At 58.3% G+C, this 17,246-nt stretch carries 13 protein-coding genes; 11 read left to right on the top strand and 2 right to left on the bottom strand.

Annotated features, from left to right (window positions below; genetic code table 11):
• The 5 genes from HIM68_RS12615 to HIM68_RS12595 all read left to right on the top strand — a co-directional run bounded on the left by HIM68_RS12615 (nt 1) and on the right by HIM68_RS12595 (nt 6,055).
• Nucleotides 1-933 carry an alpha/beta fold hydrolase gene (locus tag HIM68_RS12615; protein ID WP_253903933.1) on the top strand — a complete coding sequence of 311 codons (933 nt, stop codon included), beginning with the start codon at nt 1-3 and terminating at the stop codon, nt 931-933.
• Entirely contained in the window at nt 930-2,642 is a 1,713-nt protein-coding gene (locus tag HIM68_RS12610; protein WP_172172667.1) for an AMP-binding protein, read from the top strand. Before HIM68_RS12615 ends, HIM68_RS12610 begins: the two co-directional genes overlap by 4 nt.
• A gap of 42 nt (nt 2,643-2,684) precedes the next feature.
• A complete protein-coding gene (locus tag HIM68_RS12605) occupies nt 2,685-3,860 on the top strand; it encodes an acyl-CoA dehydrogenase family protein (protein ID WP_172172665.1) in 1,176 nt (391 codons plus the stop codon).
• Nucleotides 3,861-3,974: 114 nt separating this feature from the next.
• The gene (locus tag HIM68_RS12600) at nt 3,975-4,832 is read left to right on the top strand and encodes a MaoC family dehydratase N-terminal domain-containing protein (protein ID WP_172172663.1); all 858 of its coding nucleotides are present in this window, start codon (nt 3,975-3,977) and stop codon (nt 4,830-4,832) included.
• A gap of 11 nt (nt 4,833-4,843) precedes the next feature.
• Entirely contained in the window at nt 4,844-6,055 is a 1,212-nt protein-coding gene (locus HIM68_RS12595; protein WP_172172661.1) for a CoA transferase, read from the top strand.
• A gap of 795 nt (nt 6,056-6,850) precedes the next feature.
• Here HIM68_RS12595 and HIM68_RS12590 read toward each other — a convergent pair.
• Nucleotides 6,851-7,975: a DNA cytosine methyltransferase gene (locus tag HIM68_RS12590; RefSeq protein ID WP_367647528.1), complete on the bottom strand. Its 1,125-nt coding sequence runs from the start codon at nt 7,973-7,975 to the stop codon at nt 6,851-6,853.
• Between the two features lie 380 nt (nt 7,976-8,355).
• Between HIM68_RS12590 and HIM68_RS12585 the strand changes: the two genes are divergently transcribed.
• From HIM68_RS12585 to HIM68_RS12560, 6 genes are all read left to right on the top strand, one after another.
• Nucleotides 8,356-11,019, top strand: coding sequence for a Z1 domain-containing protein (locus HIM68_RS12585; protein WP_172172659.1), 2,664 nt, complete (start codon nt 8,356-8,358; stop codon nt 11,017-11,019).
• Entirely contained in the window at nt 11,016-11,987 is a 972-nt protein-coding gene (locus tag HIM68_RS12580) for a PD-(D/E)XK motif protein (protein WP_172172657.1), read from the top strand. The genes HIM68_RS12585 and HIM68_RS12580 overlap by 4 nt, the downstream gene beginning before the upstream one ends.
• A 17-nt stretch (nt 11,988-12,004) precedes the next feature.
• A complete protein-coding gene (locus HIM68_RS12575) occupies nt 12,005-13,951 on the top strand; it encodes a hypothetical protein (RefSeq protein WP_172172655.1) in 1,947 nt (648 codons plus the stop codon).
• Nucleotides 13,948-14,820, top strand: coding sequence for a hypothetical protein (locus HIM68_RS12570; RefSeq protein ID WP_172172653.1), 873 nt, complete (start codon nt 13,948-13,950; stop codon nt 14,818-14,820). The genes HIM68_RS12575 and HIM68_RS12570 overlap by 4 nt, the downstream gene beginning before the upstream one ends.
• Nucleotides 14,820-15,578 carry a hypothetical protein gene (locus HIM68_RS12565; RefSeq protein ID WP_172172651.1) on the top strand — a complete coding sequence of 253 codons (759 nt, stop codon included), beginning with the start codon at nt 14,820-14,822 and terminating at the stop codon, nt 15,576-15,578. Before HIM68_RS12570 ends, HIM68_RS12565 begins: the two co-directional genes overlap by 1 nt.
• Nucleotides 15,579-15,643: 65 nt before the next feature.
• Complete coding sequence (locus HIM68_RS12560; RefSeq protein WP_172172649.1) at nt 15,644-16,063, top strand: very short patch repair endonuclease; 420 nt, start codon at nt 15,644-15,646, stop codon at nt 16,061-16,063.
• Nucleotides 16,064-16,109: 46 nt separating this feature from the next.
• Here the strand turns inward: HIM68_RS12560 and HIM68_RS12555 are convergent, their stop codons facing one another.
• Nucleotides 16,110-17,153, bottom strand: a complete 1,044-nt coding sequence (locus tag HIM68_RS12555; protein WP_172172647.1) for a DUF2891 family protein — start codon at nt 17,151-17,153, stop codon at nt 16,110-16,112.
• Between the last annotated feature and the right edge of the window lie 93 nt (nt 17,154-17,246).

Genomic DNA, 17,246 nt, shown 5'->3' with positions numbered 1-17,246 from the left:
ATGACGACACTGAACTACACGAACGCTCCGGCAGCGACGACCCTCCGCGCTCACCAGCTGATCATCGACGACCGCATCGCCTTCGTCGAGGACTGGGGCGACATCGACGCGACGCCGCTGCTCGCTGTTCACACCGCAGGACAGTCCGGAGCCCAGTACCGTCATGTGGCGGCGGACCTCGCTGCCGTCGGCTACCGGGTCATCGTTCCCGACCTGCCCGGGCACGGCCGCACGGAGCCGGCGAAGAACGACCCGGTGACCGACCTCGGCGAATACGCACGATTCGGTCTTGACGTGCTCGACCAGCTCGGGATCGATCGGTTCGTCGCCGTCGGCTGCTCGATCGGCGGCAAGATCACGATCGACCTGGCCGTGCGCGCCGGTGACCGCATCATCGCGGCCATCGCCATGGCCGCCGGATCCCGTCCCGGTCATGTCTCGCTGCGAGGACTGACACGTGAGCTCGTCGACATCTCGACGCCGTCTCGAGGCGATCGAACCTACTGGGGGACGCGAGCCGTCGTCGGCTCGGCAATCGACGAAGAGCGGCGAGAGCTCATCGCCCGCATGCACTGCAGGGAGGACCCGATCGTGTCGAACTCTGATCTCATCGGTTGGGGCCGCCACGACGTCAGCGCGGGCCTGCCCGGTGTCACCTGCCCGACGGTCCTCGTCGCCGGTGAGGACGACCTGTGGATCGACACCGCAGCGATCCGCCGTGACGCCGAGTCCATCCCTCGAGGCACCTTCGTTCTCCTGCCGGGAATCGGGCACTATCCGATGGAGGAGATGCCGGACTTCGCCGAGGCGGTCGACTCCTGGGTGCGGAGTGCCGGCACTCGCGGTGCCGATACCGATCTTCCCGATTCCGGCGGGGCCGATTCCGGCAGCGTTGACCGCAAGACCGAAGAATTGGAGGCCGCCCGCTCATGAATTCGCCCACTACTCTCTTCGGTCATCTGAAATCCTGGGCCGAAACCGACCCACAGCGGACGGCCCTCATCGATCCGCTGCCGACCGGTGCTGCCAGCGAAGGTACCGAGTCCGGGCACGTGCGCATCAGTGTCTCGGATCTGCTGGCCCGCACCAACGAGTTCGCCGATCTGCTCGCCGAGCACGGTGTCGGCCCGAACGACTGCATCGCGGTCTGGCTGCCAAGCTGGTCCGACACCTATGCGTGGCAGTTCGCGGCTTCCGCGCTCGGTGCCCACGTGATCGGGGTGAACACCCGCTACAACGTCGCCGAGGTGGGGCACGTCCTCACCAAGGCCCGCCCGCAGGTGCTCGTCGTGGCCCACGGATTCCGCAACCTCGACTTCCTCGCTACCGCACGGAAGGCCATCGCCGAGGTGGACCAGGAAACTGCCGCACAGCAGGACCGTTCACCGGGGGAGCCGTTCACCCCGCCGAAGGCATTCGTCTGGGCGGTGCCGGGAGCTACGAGCGAACCCACGATCGCGGACTACGACCTCGGCGCCGGGGCGGTGCTCGTCCCCGCGGAGTCGTCAACCATCGATCAGGCAGCGACTTCATTCGCCGCGGCCGCACCCGAAGAATCCCGGCTGTCGGTTGCCTTCACGACTTCCGGCTCCACGGGGATGCCGAAGCTCGCGGCTCACCGGGAGTCCGCGGTCATCACTCATTCCCAGCAGGTCGCCTCTCGAATCGGCTTCACCACCGGTGACGTCCTCGTCGAACCGCTCCCGTACTCGGGCGTCTTCGGATACTCGGCGGGAATGGGAGCGCTCTTCGGCGGAGCGGCAGTCCTCCTTCACCCGGTCTTCGACGAACAAGAACTCGTCCGGGCCTGGAGCACCTTCTCCGGCTCACACTTCGTCGGAGCCGACGACATGCTCTCCCGGGTGCGCAAGGTCTGCGAAGACACGGGCACGAAACTCGAATCGTGGCGGTGGGCAGGCGTGGCCGATTTTCAAGGAATGTCCGCTGACATCGCCGAATGGGCGGCCGAACAGTTCGGCACCCGCACCGTCGGCGTCTACGGATCCTCCGAAGTCTTCGCACTCACTTCGTTCTGGCCGAACGACACCCCGGAAGAGCTGCGGTACTCGGGAGGCGGTCGCCTCGTCGACCCTCGCTACGAATACCGCATCGCCGATCCGGTCACGGACCAGCCTGTGTCCGAAGGCTCGGAAGGTGAAGTCCAACTCCGCGGTCCCAACGTCGTCGACCACTACCTCGGTGATCGGGGAGAGGGAAAGAAGAACTTCACCGCCGATGGATGGTTCCAGACGGGGGACCTCGGACGTGCTCAGGGGCCCGAAGCCTTCGAATACGTCTGCCGAATGGGTGACGTCATCCGTCTGCGGGGGTTCCTCGTCGATCCCGCAGAGATCGAGCTGCACCTCATCACCCATCCGGACATCGAGTTGGTCAAGGTCGTCGGGCGCAGCAGCGACGTCGGCGAGCCCGAAGTAGTCGCTTTCGTACAGCCAGTGCCCGGAACTACTCCCGAACCTGAAGACATCCGGCAGTACTGCCGACAGCAGCTCGCCAGCTTCAAAGTCCCGACCGAAGTCCGTCTGGTCGAAACCATGCCCGTGACCGCGGGAACGAACGGCTCGAAGATCAAAACCGCCGTCCTCCGAGAATGGGCGGCTCAGCCGGCAGTGGTCGGACAGTGATACGAATCGAAGAAGACACGAAGACCCCAGAAAGGGCAGAAGATGACTCATAAGCCGCGTCCGCGTCCGGACACTCCGCACATGATGACCGAGGAGCGCCTCGAGATCCAGGCGCTCGCCCGCGAGTTCGCCCGTGATGTCGTCCTGCCGATCGCCAACGAGCTCGACCCTGTTGAACGGCAGTTCCCGGATTCGATGGTCAAACAGATGGCGGAGATGGGGTTCTTCGGCATCCTCATCCCCGAGGAATACGGGGGACTGGGGCTCGGTGTGTTCGAGTACTGCCTCGTGGCTGAGGAACTCTCCCGTGCTTGGATGTCGGTGGCCGGCCTGTTGGCTCGCGGCAACGGCATGGGCGGTGGGTTCTCTCCTGAGCAGGAGGCCCGTCTGCTGCCGAAGGTCGCCAGTGGTGAGTACCTCGGTGCCTTCGCCCTGTCTGAGGCCGAGGCCGGGTCGGATGTCGCGAATCTGCGGTGCAAGGCCGAACGTAATGCCGATGGTGATTGGGTCATCAACGGTACGAAGATGTGGTGTACGTATGCCGATCAGGCCGACTACATCGTCCTCTTCGCCCGCACTTCGGTGGAGGAGAAGCGGCATCGGGGGATCTCGGTGTTCCTCGTCGAGAAGGAACGCGGCACCTTCCCCGAGGGGATCTCCGGGGCGCCGGCGAAGAAGATCGGGTATCACGGGTGGAAGACGTGGGAGCTGTCGTTCGACAACTTCGTCCTGCCTGCCGATGCTCTGCTCGGTGAGGAAGGACGCGGGTTCTACCAGGCGGTGTCCGGCCTCGAGGTCGGGCGTGCGCACACGGCTGCGCGGTCGATCGGGTTGGCGCAGGCGGCGCTCGAGGACTCGATCAAATACCTGAAAGAACGCGAGCAGTTCGGCCATCCGTTGGCTGATTTCCAGCATCTGCGGTTCAAGGTCGCGGACATGGCCGCTCAGATCGAGGCGTGCCGGCAACTGATGTACCACGTGTGCACGGAGATCGATTCGGGTCGTCGCTGCGACAAGGAAGCGGCGATGGTGAAGTACCTGGCCGGAGAGATGAGCGAGAAGGTCACCTCGGAGGCGCTGCAGATCCACGGTGGTGCCGGGTACACGAAGGACTTCGCCGTCGAACGCCACTGGAGAGATGCCCGGCTGACGAAGATCTTCGAGGGCTCGTCGGAGATCCAGATGCGCATCATCTCCGACGAACTCTTAGGCCGCTGAATTACTACCTGACGGCGGCCTAGCAACCTGGCGCCAGGTATCTGCGCCGCCGTCACGTAGTAATTAGCAGGTTGTGGGTGCTTTTCACGAACTACCGATTGGAATTTGACTGCGATGAGTGAGACGAACCTCCAGGACTGGGTCGGCCGCAGCGCCACCGCCACCGAAACCGCCGACGGGGAACGAGCCGCACGCCTGGCGACCCTGCTCGGCCATGACGGGGACCCGGCTGCGCCGCTGTTCCCGCTCGGGCACTGGCTGCACTTCTCCGAAGACGATGTGCCGATGAGCGACCTCGGAGCTGACGGGCACGCGGCGCTTGGTGGTTTCATGCCGCCAGTGCCGTTGCCCAGGCGGATGTGGGCCGGCAGCGACCTGATCTTCCACGCTCCGATTCTGCCCGGGCAGACGATGGAACGGACGACGACGATCGAGTCGATCACGGAGAAGATCGGCAGCACCGGTCCGCTGTGTTTCGTCGTGCTGCGTCACGAGATCACCGCCGACGGGAAGCCTGCCACGACGGACCGGCACACGATCGTCTACCGCGAAGCGACCTCGGCGCCCGAGGGATCGGCGGCCAAGCCCCCTCGGACGGATTCGCCTGCCGCGGAAGGCTGGGATTGGACGCGTACGGTCAGGCCGAACGAGGTCATGCTGTTCCGCTACTCGGCGCTGACGTTCAACTCCCACCGCATCCACTACGACCACCCGTACGTCACCGAGGTCGAGGGCTACCCCGGCCTCGTCACGCATGGTCCGTTGACCGCGACACTGCTGTTGGACGCGTTAATGTCCACCCACCCCGAGGCGGCTGTGACCGAATATCGATTCACGGCGAAGTCCCCGTTGTTCGCGAATGAGCAGATCCACCTCGTCGGGCGAGAGACCGAATCCGGCGTGCACGAGTTGCAGGCCATCGCCCCAGGCGGGAAGACCGCAACCGCAGCCACGGTGACGACGAAGAACTGAGGAGCACCACTATGTCCGATACCCGCCCCGCACCCTTGACCGGCCTCAAGATCATCGAGATCTCTGCATTCGTCGCAGCCCCGCTGGGGTCGATGACCCTCGCGCAGCTCGGCGCCGATGTCATCCGCATCGACCCGATCGGTGGGAACATCGATGCGAACCGGTGGCCGATCAGCGATGACGGCACGAGCATCTACTGGGCGTCCCTGAACAAGGGGAAGCGTTCGGTCACGCTGGATCTGAAGTCCGAGGAAGGGCAGAAGATCGCGACGGACCTCATCGCCGAGGCGGGCACCCTCATCACGAATCTGCCCGCTCGCGGGTGGTTGAGTTATGAGAATCTCAAGCAGCATCGCGAAGATCTCGTCATGCTCCGCCTAGGCGGGTGGCACGACGGTTCCCCGGCAGTGGATTACACGGTGAATGCGGCCAGTGGTTTCCCGATCATCACCGGTGACGACGAGCATCCGGTCAACAACGCGGTGCCGGCATGGGATGTCGCTGCGGGGCTCTATATCTCCAACGGGATCATGGCCGCGGAGCTTGACCGTCGTACTTCGGGCAAGGGCCAGGAGATCACCTTGGCGCTCTCGGACGTCATGCTCGCGACCGTCGGCAATCTCGGCTACATCGCGGAGGTGCAGGCGACGGGGAAGACGCGTGGTGCTTTAGGTAATGGGTTGTACGGCGCGTACGGTCAGTCGTTCGAGTGCTCGGATGGCCGGCAGGTGATGGTTGTCGTCATCTCGAACAAGCACTGGCGCGGCCTGGGCAAGGCGACGGGGCTTGCCGAGAAGCTCGAAATGATCGGGCCACTGCTCGACGTCGACCTAACCACCGAGGGCGGCCGGTTCGAAGCACGAGAGGCGATCGATGCAGTGGTGCGCCCGTGGTTTGCCAAGCACAGGTCCGAGGATGCGACGAGGCTACTTGCCGAGGCGGGAGTGCTCGTCGGTGGGTTCCAGACATTTGAGGAACTGGTGAAATCTGATCCGCGGTGTTCGACGGAAAACCCGATGCTCACTGAAATCGACCAGCCGGGTATTGGGCGGGTGCTCGCACCGCGGGTGCCGTTGACTTTCGGTGGTTCGCTGGTGGCCGATGCCGTCCCGGCACCGACGATGGGCGGGGACGCCGCTGCGGTGCTCGAATCCGAGCTCAGGCTCGATGCGGATGTTCGCGATCAGTTGGACTCGGCTGGGATCGTATGCCTGGAGGAGTGAGAGGCTCAGCCCGTGTGGTCGAATGCCTGGCTTGGCAACGATCTGTGAGGTAGATCCAACCGACGCCGCAACGCGCATTCAGGGACCACTCCCGTCAACGCAGGCCTGTCGCGGGCTCGGATGAGGGCGAAATTCTGCGTTCCCACATATAGGGACCGAGATTCGTTCGCAGACGATGATCACCCTCAGCCGTGAACACTAGGAGGCTCTCGCGAAGTACGCGGGAGAATCGTGACTAGTCTGGCCCGTAGAGTGCCTGGTTCGTTTTGCTGTCCTTTCTTGGGCAATTTGACACTGCACCAAACAAAAAATCATGGGTGCACGAGCAGGAGAACAATTCGCCGGCTGCCACTCATATTCCAAGACGCCAGTGGAGACCGAGTCTCGCTGGTCTGTGCTGTAATGAAGATAGGCATCGTCGCGATTCAATCGAAGGCAGAGCAATGGCACGAATAGGTAAGATATTTTGGAACTCGACGCTGGGGAATCCTCATCCATCTGAAGTCGAAGCTGAGCTTCGGGAAGTCAGAATAGCTGGTGGCGAAAAGCTGTTGCAGCTGAGCACGTTCGGTTCGCCAGACCGCCAATCGAGACCTAAAGTGAGCCAGACTATCCAGCTTGACAGGGAGCACGCAATGGAGTTTCGACGTGCTATTGACAAGGTATTTCCACCCGAAGAATAGAAGAATTATCTGGCTAGTTAGCAGACCCCGATGGTGAACCCCCTGGGTATTCACCCTATTTCGTAAATGAGAGCCGTCCCCGTTCAGATGGTAAAGCCACTAACGGTAACGTTCAGTTTGTTGGTATCAAATGTGCCAGCGAAGGAGCCACGGTGTCGTACGGAACGCCAGTGAACGTATTGAGAATGGCTTCGAAAATGATTTGTGCGCCCTTCGGAGGAACTGCCATTCCAATCTGTTTCCGGACGGACTCTTTGGATCCATAGAATTCAAAATTGTCGTCGAAGGTCTGCAATCTCGCACGCTCACGGTTGGTCAGAGCGCGATTCTGAGACCAATGATAAATATGGGTGCCCCCGCCTCCTGAACCTGTCACAGTGTATGAAGGCCTTTCGGGGTCGAGGCGACGGTATATGGAAGACAGCTTCGTGCGGGTCTTGATCTGAAGATGCTCGGGCATATCCGCGACCCAGGCGTTACCGCCAGCTGGGATATGGCTCAGGCGTTCGACTACCAGATCTGATTGCCTAGTCAGTTCCTGGTTCGTCGCCCACGAGGGGATGTTAGAGAGAGCAGTTTTCGCGGAAACGTCGGCGTCAGCGTATGCCGTGGGGCTTGGAACTCCGAACTCCAAGTCAATATCGTCGCGAATGCCGATTACGATCATGCGGTGGCGAGCCTGAGGAACACCGTACTCTTCGAACTTGTAATAGTGGGGATAGACCTTGTAGCCGACCGATACCATGCCAGACAAGATCTGTTTCAGTGCCATGCCTCCCTTGGCCCGTATCCCGCCGACGTTCTCGGCGAGGAACCAATCGGGCTTGAATTGGAGAAGGGCTTCTAGGCCATAGGTGTAAAGAGGACCGAATTTGCCAGCGAACCCAAGCTGTTCTCCGACAATTGAAAAGTCATTACAAGGAAAGCCGAAGGCGAGCCCATCGATATCGCCGATGTCGTGGAGCCTCTGGTAGTTCAGCTTTCTAATATCGGCATGAATGACTGACGGAGCATCAGGGGCCCCGCAGACATTTGAGGCGTATGTTCTGCAGGTGTCTTCATCGTAGTCAGTGGCCCATCGGTGAACGATCTGAGCACCTGGGTTTTTCGCTTCTTTGGCTGCCCAGCCAAGTCCTCCCGGTCCGGAAAAGAGCTCACCGAGTCTGAACGTCTTCAACTCGGTTCTGTCTGATCCCAACTCCGCGAGATGCGTAGTGGAGGAATTTGTCTGTTTCACTGGTCTCTTCTCTGGTCCGGTGCAGCGCTTGTGAACTCAAGATTACTCAATCTCGCAGCGTAGCGCTGCCTGCAGGGATACCGCAATTCGTGTAGGCGTACGACCGCCCGTTCTGCGAGTGACTCGCAAGCCGAGAAGGGTTGCAGACCTCTTCGATGCGTGAGGAAGTCAGTATCGAATGGTGCGGTCGATCTTCAACGATTCGGTTTTGAGACCAGCTTGTCATCCGGCACTGACATATCCCTCGGACAGAGGTTCGACAGTGAAAGAAGCCGGCTGATGCAGGCGTCAATACTAGTGGTGGCAAACTACCGCGAGGTGGGGACTAATTGTGTCGTGTCCGTCCGTTACGATGAGTTCTAATCAGCCAATGAAGGGAAATGATGAGCTCCAATATTGAGACTGTCCGCCGCATGGTCGACGACGCCCGCAGGGCGAGAAAACTCTCATTTGACGATGCTGTTTCAGACGTTCGGACTCTGATTTCGAGCTTCAAACCCGAGGCTCTACCTGATCTAGATGCATATGTGCGTGAGCATCAAGATGCGGCGCAGAAAGCAACGAAGCTCTCTGAAAAGACAACATCACACGCCGGGTACGAAGATGCGCGTGCCATTGGCTGGTACGTACCTCATGTTCACCCTGGCGGAGTTTGGGATGGCCTCCGGGGCCGCATGCGGTCCAGTGGATTGAGTGGTGCGGTCGATTCAATCGATGAAGCTGCAGACGCCGTGATGTCGCACTTGGCGCAGCCGATGGTCAAGAATGACAAACGCCGAGGACTGGTGATCGGCAATGTGCAATCCGGCAAAACCGCCAACTATGCAGCCGTAGCCGCAAAGGCGTTGGACGAAGGCTATAAGTTCGTCATAGTCATGTCCGGGATTCATTCGAATCTGCGTCAGCAGACTCAGCAACGGTTGGAGCGCGACCTTGGTACGCAGATCGACAAAGAAGATTGGCACCGACTGACATCACTGGATGGTGACATCGGGCGAGCTGATATCAAGAACGCCAGTGGCATTGTCAGTAAGTCAGAACGCATCTTGGCGGTCGTCAAGAAGAACTCCAGGCGATTGAAGAACCTGGTCGACTTTATTCAAGCAGTGGATTCCGCAACACTTGCAAACACCCCAATACTCATCATTGATGATGAATCCGACCAGGCTACTCCTGACTCTTCCGCGTCAAAGGAAGCCGAACCGACTGCCATCAACCAGCGTATGAAGGAAATTTGGCAGTTGGTCGGTAACGGCACCTATGTAGGGTACACAGCAACACCCTTCGCAAACGTGTTTATGGACCCGAACGACGATACCGACCTATATCCTGCTGACTTCGTCAGCGTACTTCCGACGCCTAGGGCCTACTTTGGCGCCGAAAAGCTGTTCGGGCTCTCGCAAGATAGTTCAGCCAGAGTCTCTGACCTGATAAGGCACATTGACGACAATGAGATCGAATACCTTGTTCCTGCGAGCGGGAAGAATGCTTCACCTTTCGAGCCACGAGTAACGTCTTCGCTCGAGGTTGCTGTTAAGTGGTTCGTAGTTGCGGCTGCTGTCAGAAGGCTGCGAGGGCAGTCTGCTGAGCACTCAACAATGCTTGTGCATACGACTCACCGGGTTGACCCTCATTTTGCGATGCGCGATGAGATTCAGTCGTTCCTTCAGCCTTTGCGCAAGGCTGCGTTGGACGGAGACGTTGATAGTTTCTACGAAGTCTTCCACGATGAGATGAATCGTGCGGCTGAGCTGTATACAGGCAATAGCCCTGCTCCGGCCTGGCCAGAGGTGAGCACAGAGATTCGCAGTGTTCTTCGTACTTTGGATGTTGCTGTCGACAATGGTTCTGCTGATGATGAAGATCGTCTGGACTACACGGGAGACAAGCCCAAAACGGTCATCGTAATCGGCGGTGGAACACTTTCTCGAGGATTGACTCTTGAGGGATTGTTCGTGTCATTCTTCTGCAGGACTTCGAACGCCTATGACACTCTCCTGCAAATGGGCCGTTGGTTTGGGTACCGGCAAGGATACGAAGATCTACAGCGGGTTTGGGTGAGCTCTCGATTGGACTCGGACTACCGGTTCCTTGCCACGATCGAAGCTGACCTGCGCTCGGAGATCGACAAGATGACGGCGGCTCATCGCACACCGAGGCAGATCGGACTTCGGATTCGCCAGCACCCGGGGCGCTTGGAGATTACGTCGAAGAACAAGATGAAGCATGTAGTGAATGTGCAAGTCGATTTCGAAAGTTTCCAGCTTCAGACGACTCGATTCAATTTTCGAGAGCTTGAACAATCGAATGAACCAGTCCGAGACTTTTTGAAATCGTTGTCTGGGCACCGTTTTGCTGGATCTACTGGAAACTCTGTCCTTTACAAAGACGTATCTGCGAGCCGTGTTACTGAGTTCTTGCGCAACTTCAACGTACACCAGAGCTATGCTGACCTGCTTCGGGGCGCGATCGACTGGTCCGAACACAAGCTGCCGGACACGGCATGGAATGTTGTCTTGAGCAACGGCAGTGGGCAGGAGAAATTCAGCGTTGGTGACGTGACTGTAAATACGGTCAAACGTGGCCCCCTTCGCATCGGCAAATCAACTCGAGCAGATGCCGAGATCGATATTCGTGCCCTGATGAGCGCTGGAGATCTCATCGCAGATTTGAACATCGAGGCTGTCAGTTTCGGAGCGAAGCCCGAAAAGATGAAGAACGACGCTCAAAAGGATCTGCGAAAGAGCCCAGAAGGTGCCAGCGGCCGGGGTCTTCTTGTTCTGTATCCAATCAGCCGGTCTTCAACGGACAGCAGTGAGACCAGACAGCCGATGATCGATGCTCTTTCTGCTATAAACCCAGAATTGGTATCAGAAGAACCGCTGTTCGGAATCGGCTTGGTTGCGCCCTCTGACACGATGAATATCTTGAAGGACAAGGGCGACTATGTAGCTGTGCAACCGAACTACACAGATGACGAAGAGGTTCTGGAAGAACCGCCGACAGATGACGAGAAGGATTTCGGCGGGGATGACGTGCAATGAGAGTTGACGGGGTTCTGGCCGAAGCTTTGGAATACGGCCAGGTATTGGGTGAGCATGATGCCAGAGTCGCGGCCGTGCCAGAGCTTGCTGTCGGGTCTAGAGCCTGGATCGGTGCTGACAGTGACGATCGGCATGTGGCCTATTTGGAAATTGAAGGAAAGCGATTCAGCTCTTTCGCGGTCAGTGAAGTGCTGGAAGTTTCGTGGGTTGAGACGACTGTTGGCGACGAAGTTGACTTGACCACCGCAAAGATCATCTGTCGAGATGATCGACTGAATGATGTGTTCCTTTCACTGATTGGAGACGTGGTTGCGCAACTAGGGGAGAGAGACTCTCTAGACGTGCTCTTGGGTTCGATCGCGGCCTGGAGGCGACTTCTGCAGATCGTAGACAATGGCCTGTCCGATGTTGCGGCTGCCGGGCTATACGGTGAGTTGCTGTTTCTGGAAGAGCTTGTTGTGAACAGAGGTCCTCAGCAGGTTGGTATCTGGCAGATCAGTGAGAATGATGTCCATGATTTCATCAGTGCTGACATTCGTGCTGAGGTCAAAACCTCGTCTTTTCAGAATCGGCAGTCGGTGACTGTCCATGGCTTGAAACAACTTGATGTGGTTAGCGGAGCAGATCTGATTCTTGCAGTAGCCGAAATTCAACGCCATGGGTCTGGAGAAACGATTGACGATGTCGTGAACCGTCTTTTGGACCTTGGCGTCGACATCGACGTGTTGAGCAGGAAACTCGAAGCTAGAGGCTATGTCCGAGGAATGAGCTCGGCTGCTGCCATTGAAACGACTTTCGAACTGCAGTCGTGGCGGTACTGGCCGATCACCTCAGAATCACCGGTGATATCGGCTAGCAAGCTGGGTACAGCCGCATCAGCCGCAGTCGCTGACGTTTCCTATTCACTCAGTCTCTCGGCTCTGGGCGAAGCTGAGGTCAGTCTTGACTGGAACCGTTTCTCGATCTGACACCGCAAAGGAACACAATGAGCAAGACACAGCTCAAACTCTATTCGAAGCCCCGTGGAGCAGGAGACCAGACGAGTGGTGGCCGCGGGAAGCTGCTTCGGGCAACCACCGACTTGACCAGGGTCCAAGTATTGGTCCGAGAGACTCTTCAAAATTCATGGGACGCCGCAGATTTGGACGACTGGGTCCCAGCCTATGGGGTCCACATCTATCGTCCGAGCGATGAGGCGAAGAGAGTACTGACTGACAGCATTTTCGCTGAGCTTCCACCTTCTCTCGAGGTGCTTGAGCAGAGTCTTCAGGACCCAGACATGCACGTGATGGAGATCTACGATCGAGGCACAACTGGACTGAACGGCCCCGTGCGCGCCAGCGAAGCCGCTGACCCCGACTCTCCAAACAACTTCAATGCGTTTGTCTTCGACATCGGAACTACCAAATCCGATGGAGCTTCCGGCGGAACCTTCGGGTTCGGTAAGACTGCAACATTTGAGGTCTCACACGCGCACAGCGTCGTCTATTGGTCGGTTTGTGCGACGGCTAGCGGAGATCTCGAACACCGTCTGATCGCCAGCACTCTGCATGAGCCCTACGATCAGGATGGGGCTCGTTACACCGGAGCTCACTGGTGGGGTGATCCGGACGACGCAGAAATCGTGCCGTTGCGCGGAGACGCTGCACAGATGCTTGGAGAGGCACTCTTCAAGACGACATTCGGCGAAGACGAAACCGGTACGTCGATCCTAGTGATCGATCCTGAGATGACTGACGTCAAAGACAGCGACCTCGAGACTGTTGCCGAGCGCCGGCCAGTCCGCTCAGATGCCGAAGCTGACATCCTAGTTGAAGAGATTGTTGAGGCACTTGCAGACAACGCATGGCCGAAAGTTGTGTATGCCGGCGGAGAGTATCCGCCGATGTTGTTTGAGATCTTTCGGCGTGACGAACAGCTTGAGGTCGCCGCTAAGATCCGTTCGCATTACACTCGCTACTCAAAGTCGCTGACTGAAATTCGAAAGACACTCGAACAGCTTGAAGGGCCGACCGATGAATCGGCCGATTTTCAGGTGCTGAAAAGCTCTCCTCCAATCCCGATCAATCTTCGTCCGGCACGTTCGTTCGACGCTCCGCACTCTGCCTTTTTCGGGGAGAGAACTGATTCGGTTTCCGGCTACCTGCACCTAATGTTGACTCTGGACAGCTCTGCGGGCGCCGTCGGCGGCAACAAGGATTCAGTTGGAGCCTCACCTTGCAATCAGCTCTGTCTGATGCGCTCGAAGGCAGAGTTCGTTGTCTATTACGACAAGATCGTGGATATTGAGCTCGACGGTCTGCAATGGACCGGAGTATTCAAACCCACTCCGGAGTGTGATCATCATTTCGCTTCGTCTGAACCGCCTACTCACGATGCGTGGACGCCGAATACTGCCGAAAGTGAGATATCGAGCTATGTGGTTAGGCGAACGATAGAGCAGGTTCGTAAGAAGACGCGCGATTTTCTCGAAGCTCAACAGGGGGAGATCAAGGCAGCGAACAGATCAGTCCGCGATGTCTCAGCCGCGCTCCGTAGTTTCATGCCAATTTCCGTATTCGATTCGGCTTCGGATCTGGCGGCCGACCGACGGCGGAACTCAGGATCTGGCAAGAAGGGGAGCAGCTCCCCAGAAGTCGTTGTCACATCGGTGGCTCAAGATGATCAGGCGGCATGCTATCGGGTCGAATTCGCAGTGAAGTCTCCGAAAGGCAGTGCTGTTGCGGTGAAGGCATTGCCTTCAGCTCGTACAGCGGATGGAAGAATGAACTTGGAAGACCGTGAATACCAAGTCGAATGGGCAGGCCAGACTCGGGGTATCAAAAACGAAAAGACTGTCGTGTACAGAGCCGGTGCTCACGGCGAGCTCAAGCTGAGCACTACTGCGCCGATTGCGATTGAATTGGACTTCAGGGTGGAGGCGATTGGATGAACGCCATTCGGCTCTTCCCATATCCGAGGATCGACAATGCAGTCGAATGGTCGCGGACAAGTATATTGTCGAACGGACAGCCGGTGGCGGTCGACGAATTGGCGGACCGCTGGGATGCTGACTCAAGCCTTTCTTTCACCGTCTCAGCATCGGTACCGAACGAGAAGATTGAGTCGTTCAAAGACGGCGAGCCGAAGCTCAATCTCTCGATAGGGTGCAGGGAGACTGGAGAAACCACCTACTCAAGTGCTCAGTTCTCGAAAGACTCATCAAAGTCGTATGCGACTGCATCAGTCACCTTGAATGGGTCGGCGGTAGCTGAACGACTGGAGCTCAGAGCGACAGTCACCGCCCCGTTGGGTGAAAGCGACTGGCTCAGCAGGAGAATTGTCGCAACTCGCCCGGTTGAGAAAATCAATCTGGATTCTCATCTTGTCGGCTTCCCGACCTCTGCCGTCTCTTTCAAGGCCAACAATCTAGCGCCCGCTCCTTGGGCGGTCAGGATCAATGCAGTTTCACTGAGTGATCCATGCGCCAACTCGGTCAGATTGTTGCTGAACGAGGACTATCCTCGGGTCGTCGAGCTCATTGAAGGGCGCGCTCGACCTTACGTGGAGGAGGCGCTTCAGGCAACGATCGTCCGATCACTGTTGTCTACTGTGCAAAGGCTCTCTGCAGCTGACGGCGGCGATTCTGATGTGTCAGACGTCATCGCCGAGTTTCCCGATTCGATTGCGGCAGCGGCAGAGAAGAGCTGCCGCGACTACCTGAATAGGTCATTGCCTGCCGTGCTCACACTTTTGGATCGGGAACCAGAGACGGTTGAGCACCATATCGCCAGCGCTGTGGGCTTCTTGAAGGGACGATGATGACTGACTTCATACTGTATCCACGGCTATCTCCAGATGCTGCGGATGCGATCCGTGTAGAGCTGATTCGCAACGAAAACGTTTATGAGTTCAATACTCAGAAGTTCGAGGAAGCTCTATCTGCTGCAGATGCATTTCCTGCAACAGGCGGCCGGCGGACGACCGAGAACGAGTTGATGGAACTGCGAGAAGAATGCCTTGAAGCAGTTGCCTTCTCAGAAGGCTCGAGCTCTCTCACAACTTCTCAGTTCGATTTGCAGCTGGGTCGGGTAATCTATAGTCGCTCAATCGGTTCAGTCGGTGAATTTGGAAATGCTCGTGTATGGGATTTCCTGACTCTGGTGCTACTTCCGGACATTGCCTCGGCCCGCTTTCCCGGGACGACGAGCAACCTCGGTGCTCGTTTTACTGGTGGCAATCGTCGGCATGTGCTTCAACGACTTTGGCGCCGATGGAAAGTATTTGGAGTCGAAGTCGTCGAGAGCGGGCGCCTTACAGAAGACGACTATGTGGCGTTGCTGGAGCGCCGGCTCACAAGCGAACGGCCTGCAGTTGCGGCAAAAGCAGCTGAGGCCATTCTCGGATCAAATAGGACGGGTACAAACCGGCGGGAATATGCGCGTGTATTGATGCGCCAATTGATTCAGATTTCAGGCATCGTGGAGATCGGTGACGACGACCCAGAACATATTGAAGCGTTGATGCAACATGTACGGGGAAATGTCGAACTGATGTTTCAGAACACAACGTTGTTCTGAATAAGCTCTAATCGAATCACAGCTCAACGGAAGCGTACCGCTAGCCGCCCCTAGGAGCGACTTTCATGGAAGCGTCATGGGCATCATCTGAACATGCAAGGCGTACGATGCGTGCGAACCGGCGTCGAGACACAAAGCCCGAACTGGCTCTGCGTTCGATGCTGCACTCTCGCGGGCTGCGCTTTCGTGTGGACTGTTCTCCAATGAGAGGGGTTCGGTCACGTGCCGACATCGTATTCTCCAAAGCAAAGATCGTCGTGTTCGTCGACGGGTGCTTCTGGCATGGTTGCCCGGAACATTTCATCATGCCCAAGACGAACACAGATTACTGGTCGACGAAGATCAGCCGAAACTCGGAACGAGATAGTGCAGTCAACCGGAAGCTGAAGGACGCGGGATGGACCGTTATCAGGGTATGGGAGCACGAAGACTCTAGTGCGGCCGCCGACCGTATCGAGGCCGCATGGAAACGAGCCGTGCAGTGAACCGAAGTGCAGGCTCAGTCGACGTATGTGGGCTGAGCTGATTGAGTTACTTGCCCGGACCCGTTTGAACGGCCTCCCACGCGAACGTCGCAATCCAGTGAGAAGACACGTATTCGTCTGACACCGCGGCTTCGAGACCTGGCTCGATCAGAGTTTCGACGCGTGTGAGCATGCCTTTGGCTCGGGCCATGAGTTCGTCATGGCCTGAACTCTCAGCAATCGCCTCCAGCCTCGGCGCCAATCGTATCACCGATGCCGCGACCGAGAGCCCCAAACCGTACAGGTGACTCTGGTGGCCGTCAGTCGGGTCCAAAACCGCAACAGGCGTGAGCGCCGGCGACTCCGGTGACAACTCCGATAGGAAAGCAGGCAGCCACGTCGCTAGCTCGTCGTCGGTGAGCACTTCAGCCATGAGGTCGGCCTCGCACAAGCCGGGGGAGAGGAAGTCGTGACCGCTGCGCTCCTGAGTGAAGTTCCACGCGACATCCTCGGCGAAGAAGCGACGGGCCGCTCCCGCGATGACGTCGACAACATCATGTCTGTCCGCTGCCCGGGCTCCGAGGAGGATTCGGCGCAGACCGAAGGCCGTGTTCGAGTGCACCCCATGCCGAACCGGCGCGGCCACCTTGGGCAGCCACGTCGATGCAAGATCGAAGATCGTATTCGCGAGCACCTGAGTCTTTGCGCCGAGCGCCCGCAACTCCGAAACCTCGCTGGCATTGAGCACTCGGTTGAGCTCGACCGCCCAGGCCCAGCCATACGGCCGCTCCCACGAAGGATTCTCACGGAGGAAGGCCGCCTCGGCGAACATATTCTCCTCACTCAGGTGTGAAGAAAGAACCTCAATCGCGCGTTCGCGCCAACCGGCACCCTGGGCCACCTCAGTCTCCAGCAGCGATACCAGCAGGTAGTGCATGTGCACGCTCGAATGCCAGTCATAGGAGTTCGCGAACGCGGGGTGCTTCTCCACAGCGGGCACGATGTCGGCGAGACTCCGCGCCAGATGATGGGAGGCGAACGGATATTCACGGGTGATGTTGCTCAGTGCCACCTCGGCGAAGGGGTGGACGTAGTCGTCAATCTGCGGCATGGATCCTCATCGGCTCGGGGGTTTCCACTCTACTGGGATGATCGCCGGACCAGGTGGCGAACCGCAACGGCTAGGCTGGATCGGACCAGGACC

The sequence above is a fragment of the Brevibacterium sp. CT2-23B genome (assembly GCF_013168765.1).
GTDB lineage: Bacteria > Actinomycetota > Actinomycetes > Actinomycetales > Brevibacteriaceae > Brevibacterium > Brevibacterium sediminis.
Note: the sequence above shows the minus strand (reverse complement) of the source record. Positions and strands in the feature narration are given on the sequence as shown.

Bases quoted from the DNA above. Each gene is read 5' to 3' on its own strand.
- HIM68_RS12615 (WP_253903933.1), top strand. From the start codon at position 1: ATGACGACACTGAACTACACGAACGCTCCGGCAGCGACGACCCTCCGC.
- HIM68_RS12610 (WP_172172667.1), top strand. From the start codon at position 930: ATGAATTCGCCCACTACTCTCTTCGGTCATCTGAAATCCTGGGCCGAA.
- HIM68_RS12605 (WP_172172665.1), top strand. From the start codon at position 2,685: ATGACTCATAAGCCGCGTCCGCGTCCGGACACTCCGCACATGATGACC.
- HIM68_RS12600 (WP_172172663.1), top strand. From the start codon at position 3,975: ATGAGTGAGACGAACCTCCAGGACTGGGTCGGCCGCAGCGCCACCGCC.
- HIM68_RS12595 (WP_172172661.1), top strand. From the start codon at position 4,844: ATGTCCGATACCCGCCCCGCACCCTTGACCGGCCTCAAGATCATCGAG.
- HIM68_RS12585 (WP_172172659.1), top strand. From the start codon at position 8,356: ATGATGAGCTCCAATATTGAGACTGTCCGCCGCATGGTCGACGACGCC.
- HIM68_RS12580 (WP_172172657.1), top strand. From the start codon at position 11,016: ATGAGAGTTGACGGGGTTCTGGCCGAAGCTTTGGAATACGGCCAGGTA.
- HIM68_RS12575 (WP_172172655.1), top strand. From the start codon at position 12,005: ATGAGCAAGACACAGCTCAAACTCTATTCGAAGCCCCGTGGAGCAGGA.
- HIM68_RS12570 (WP_172172653.1), top strand. From the start codon at position 13,948: ATGAACGCCATTCGGCTCTTCCCATATCCGAGGATCGACAATGCAGTC.
- HIM68_RS12565 (WP_172172651.1), top strand. From the start codon at position 14,820: ATGACTGACTTCATACTGTATCCACGGCTATCTCCAGATGCTGCGGAT.
- HIM68_RS12560 (WP_172172649.1), top strand. From the start codon at position 15,644: ATGGAAGCGTCATGGGCATCATCTGAACATGCAAGGCGTACGATGCGT.
- HIM68_RS12555 (WP_172172647.1), bottom strand. From the start codon at position 17,153: ATGCCGCAGATTGACGACTACGTCCACCCCTTCGCCGAGGTGGCACTG.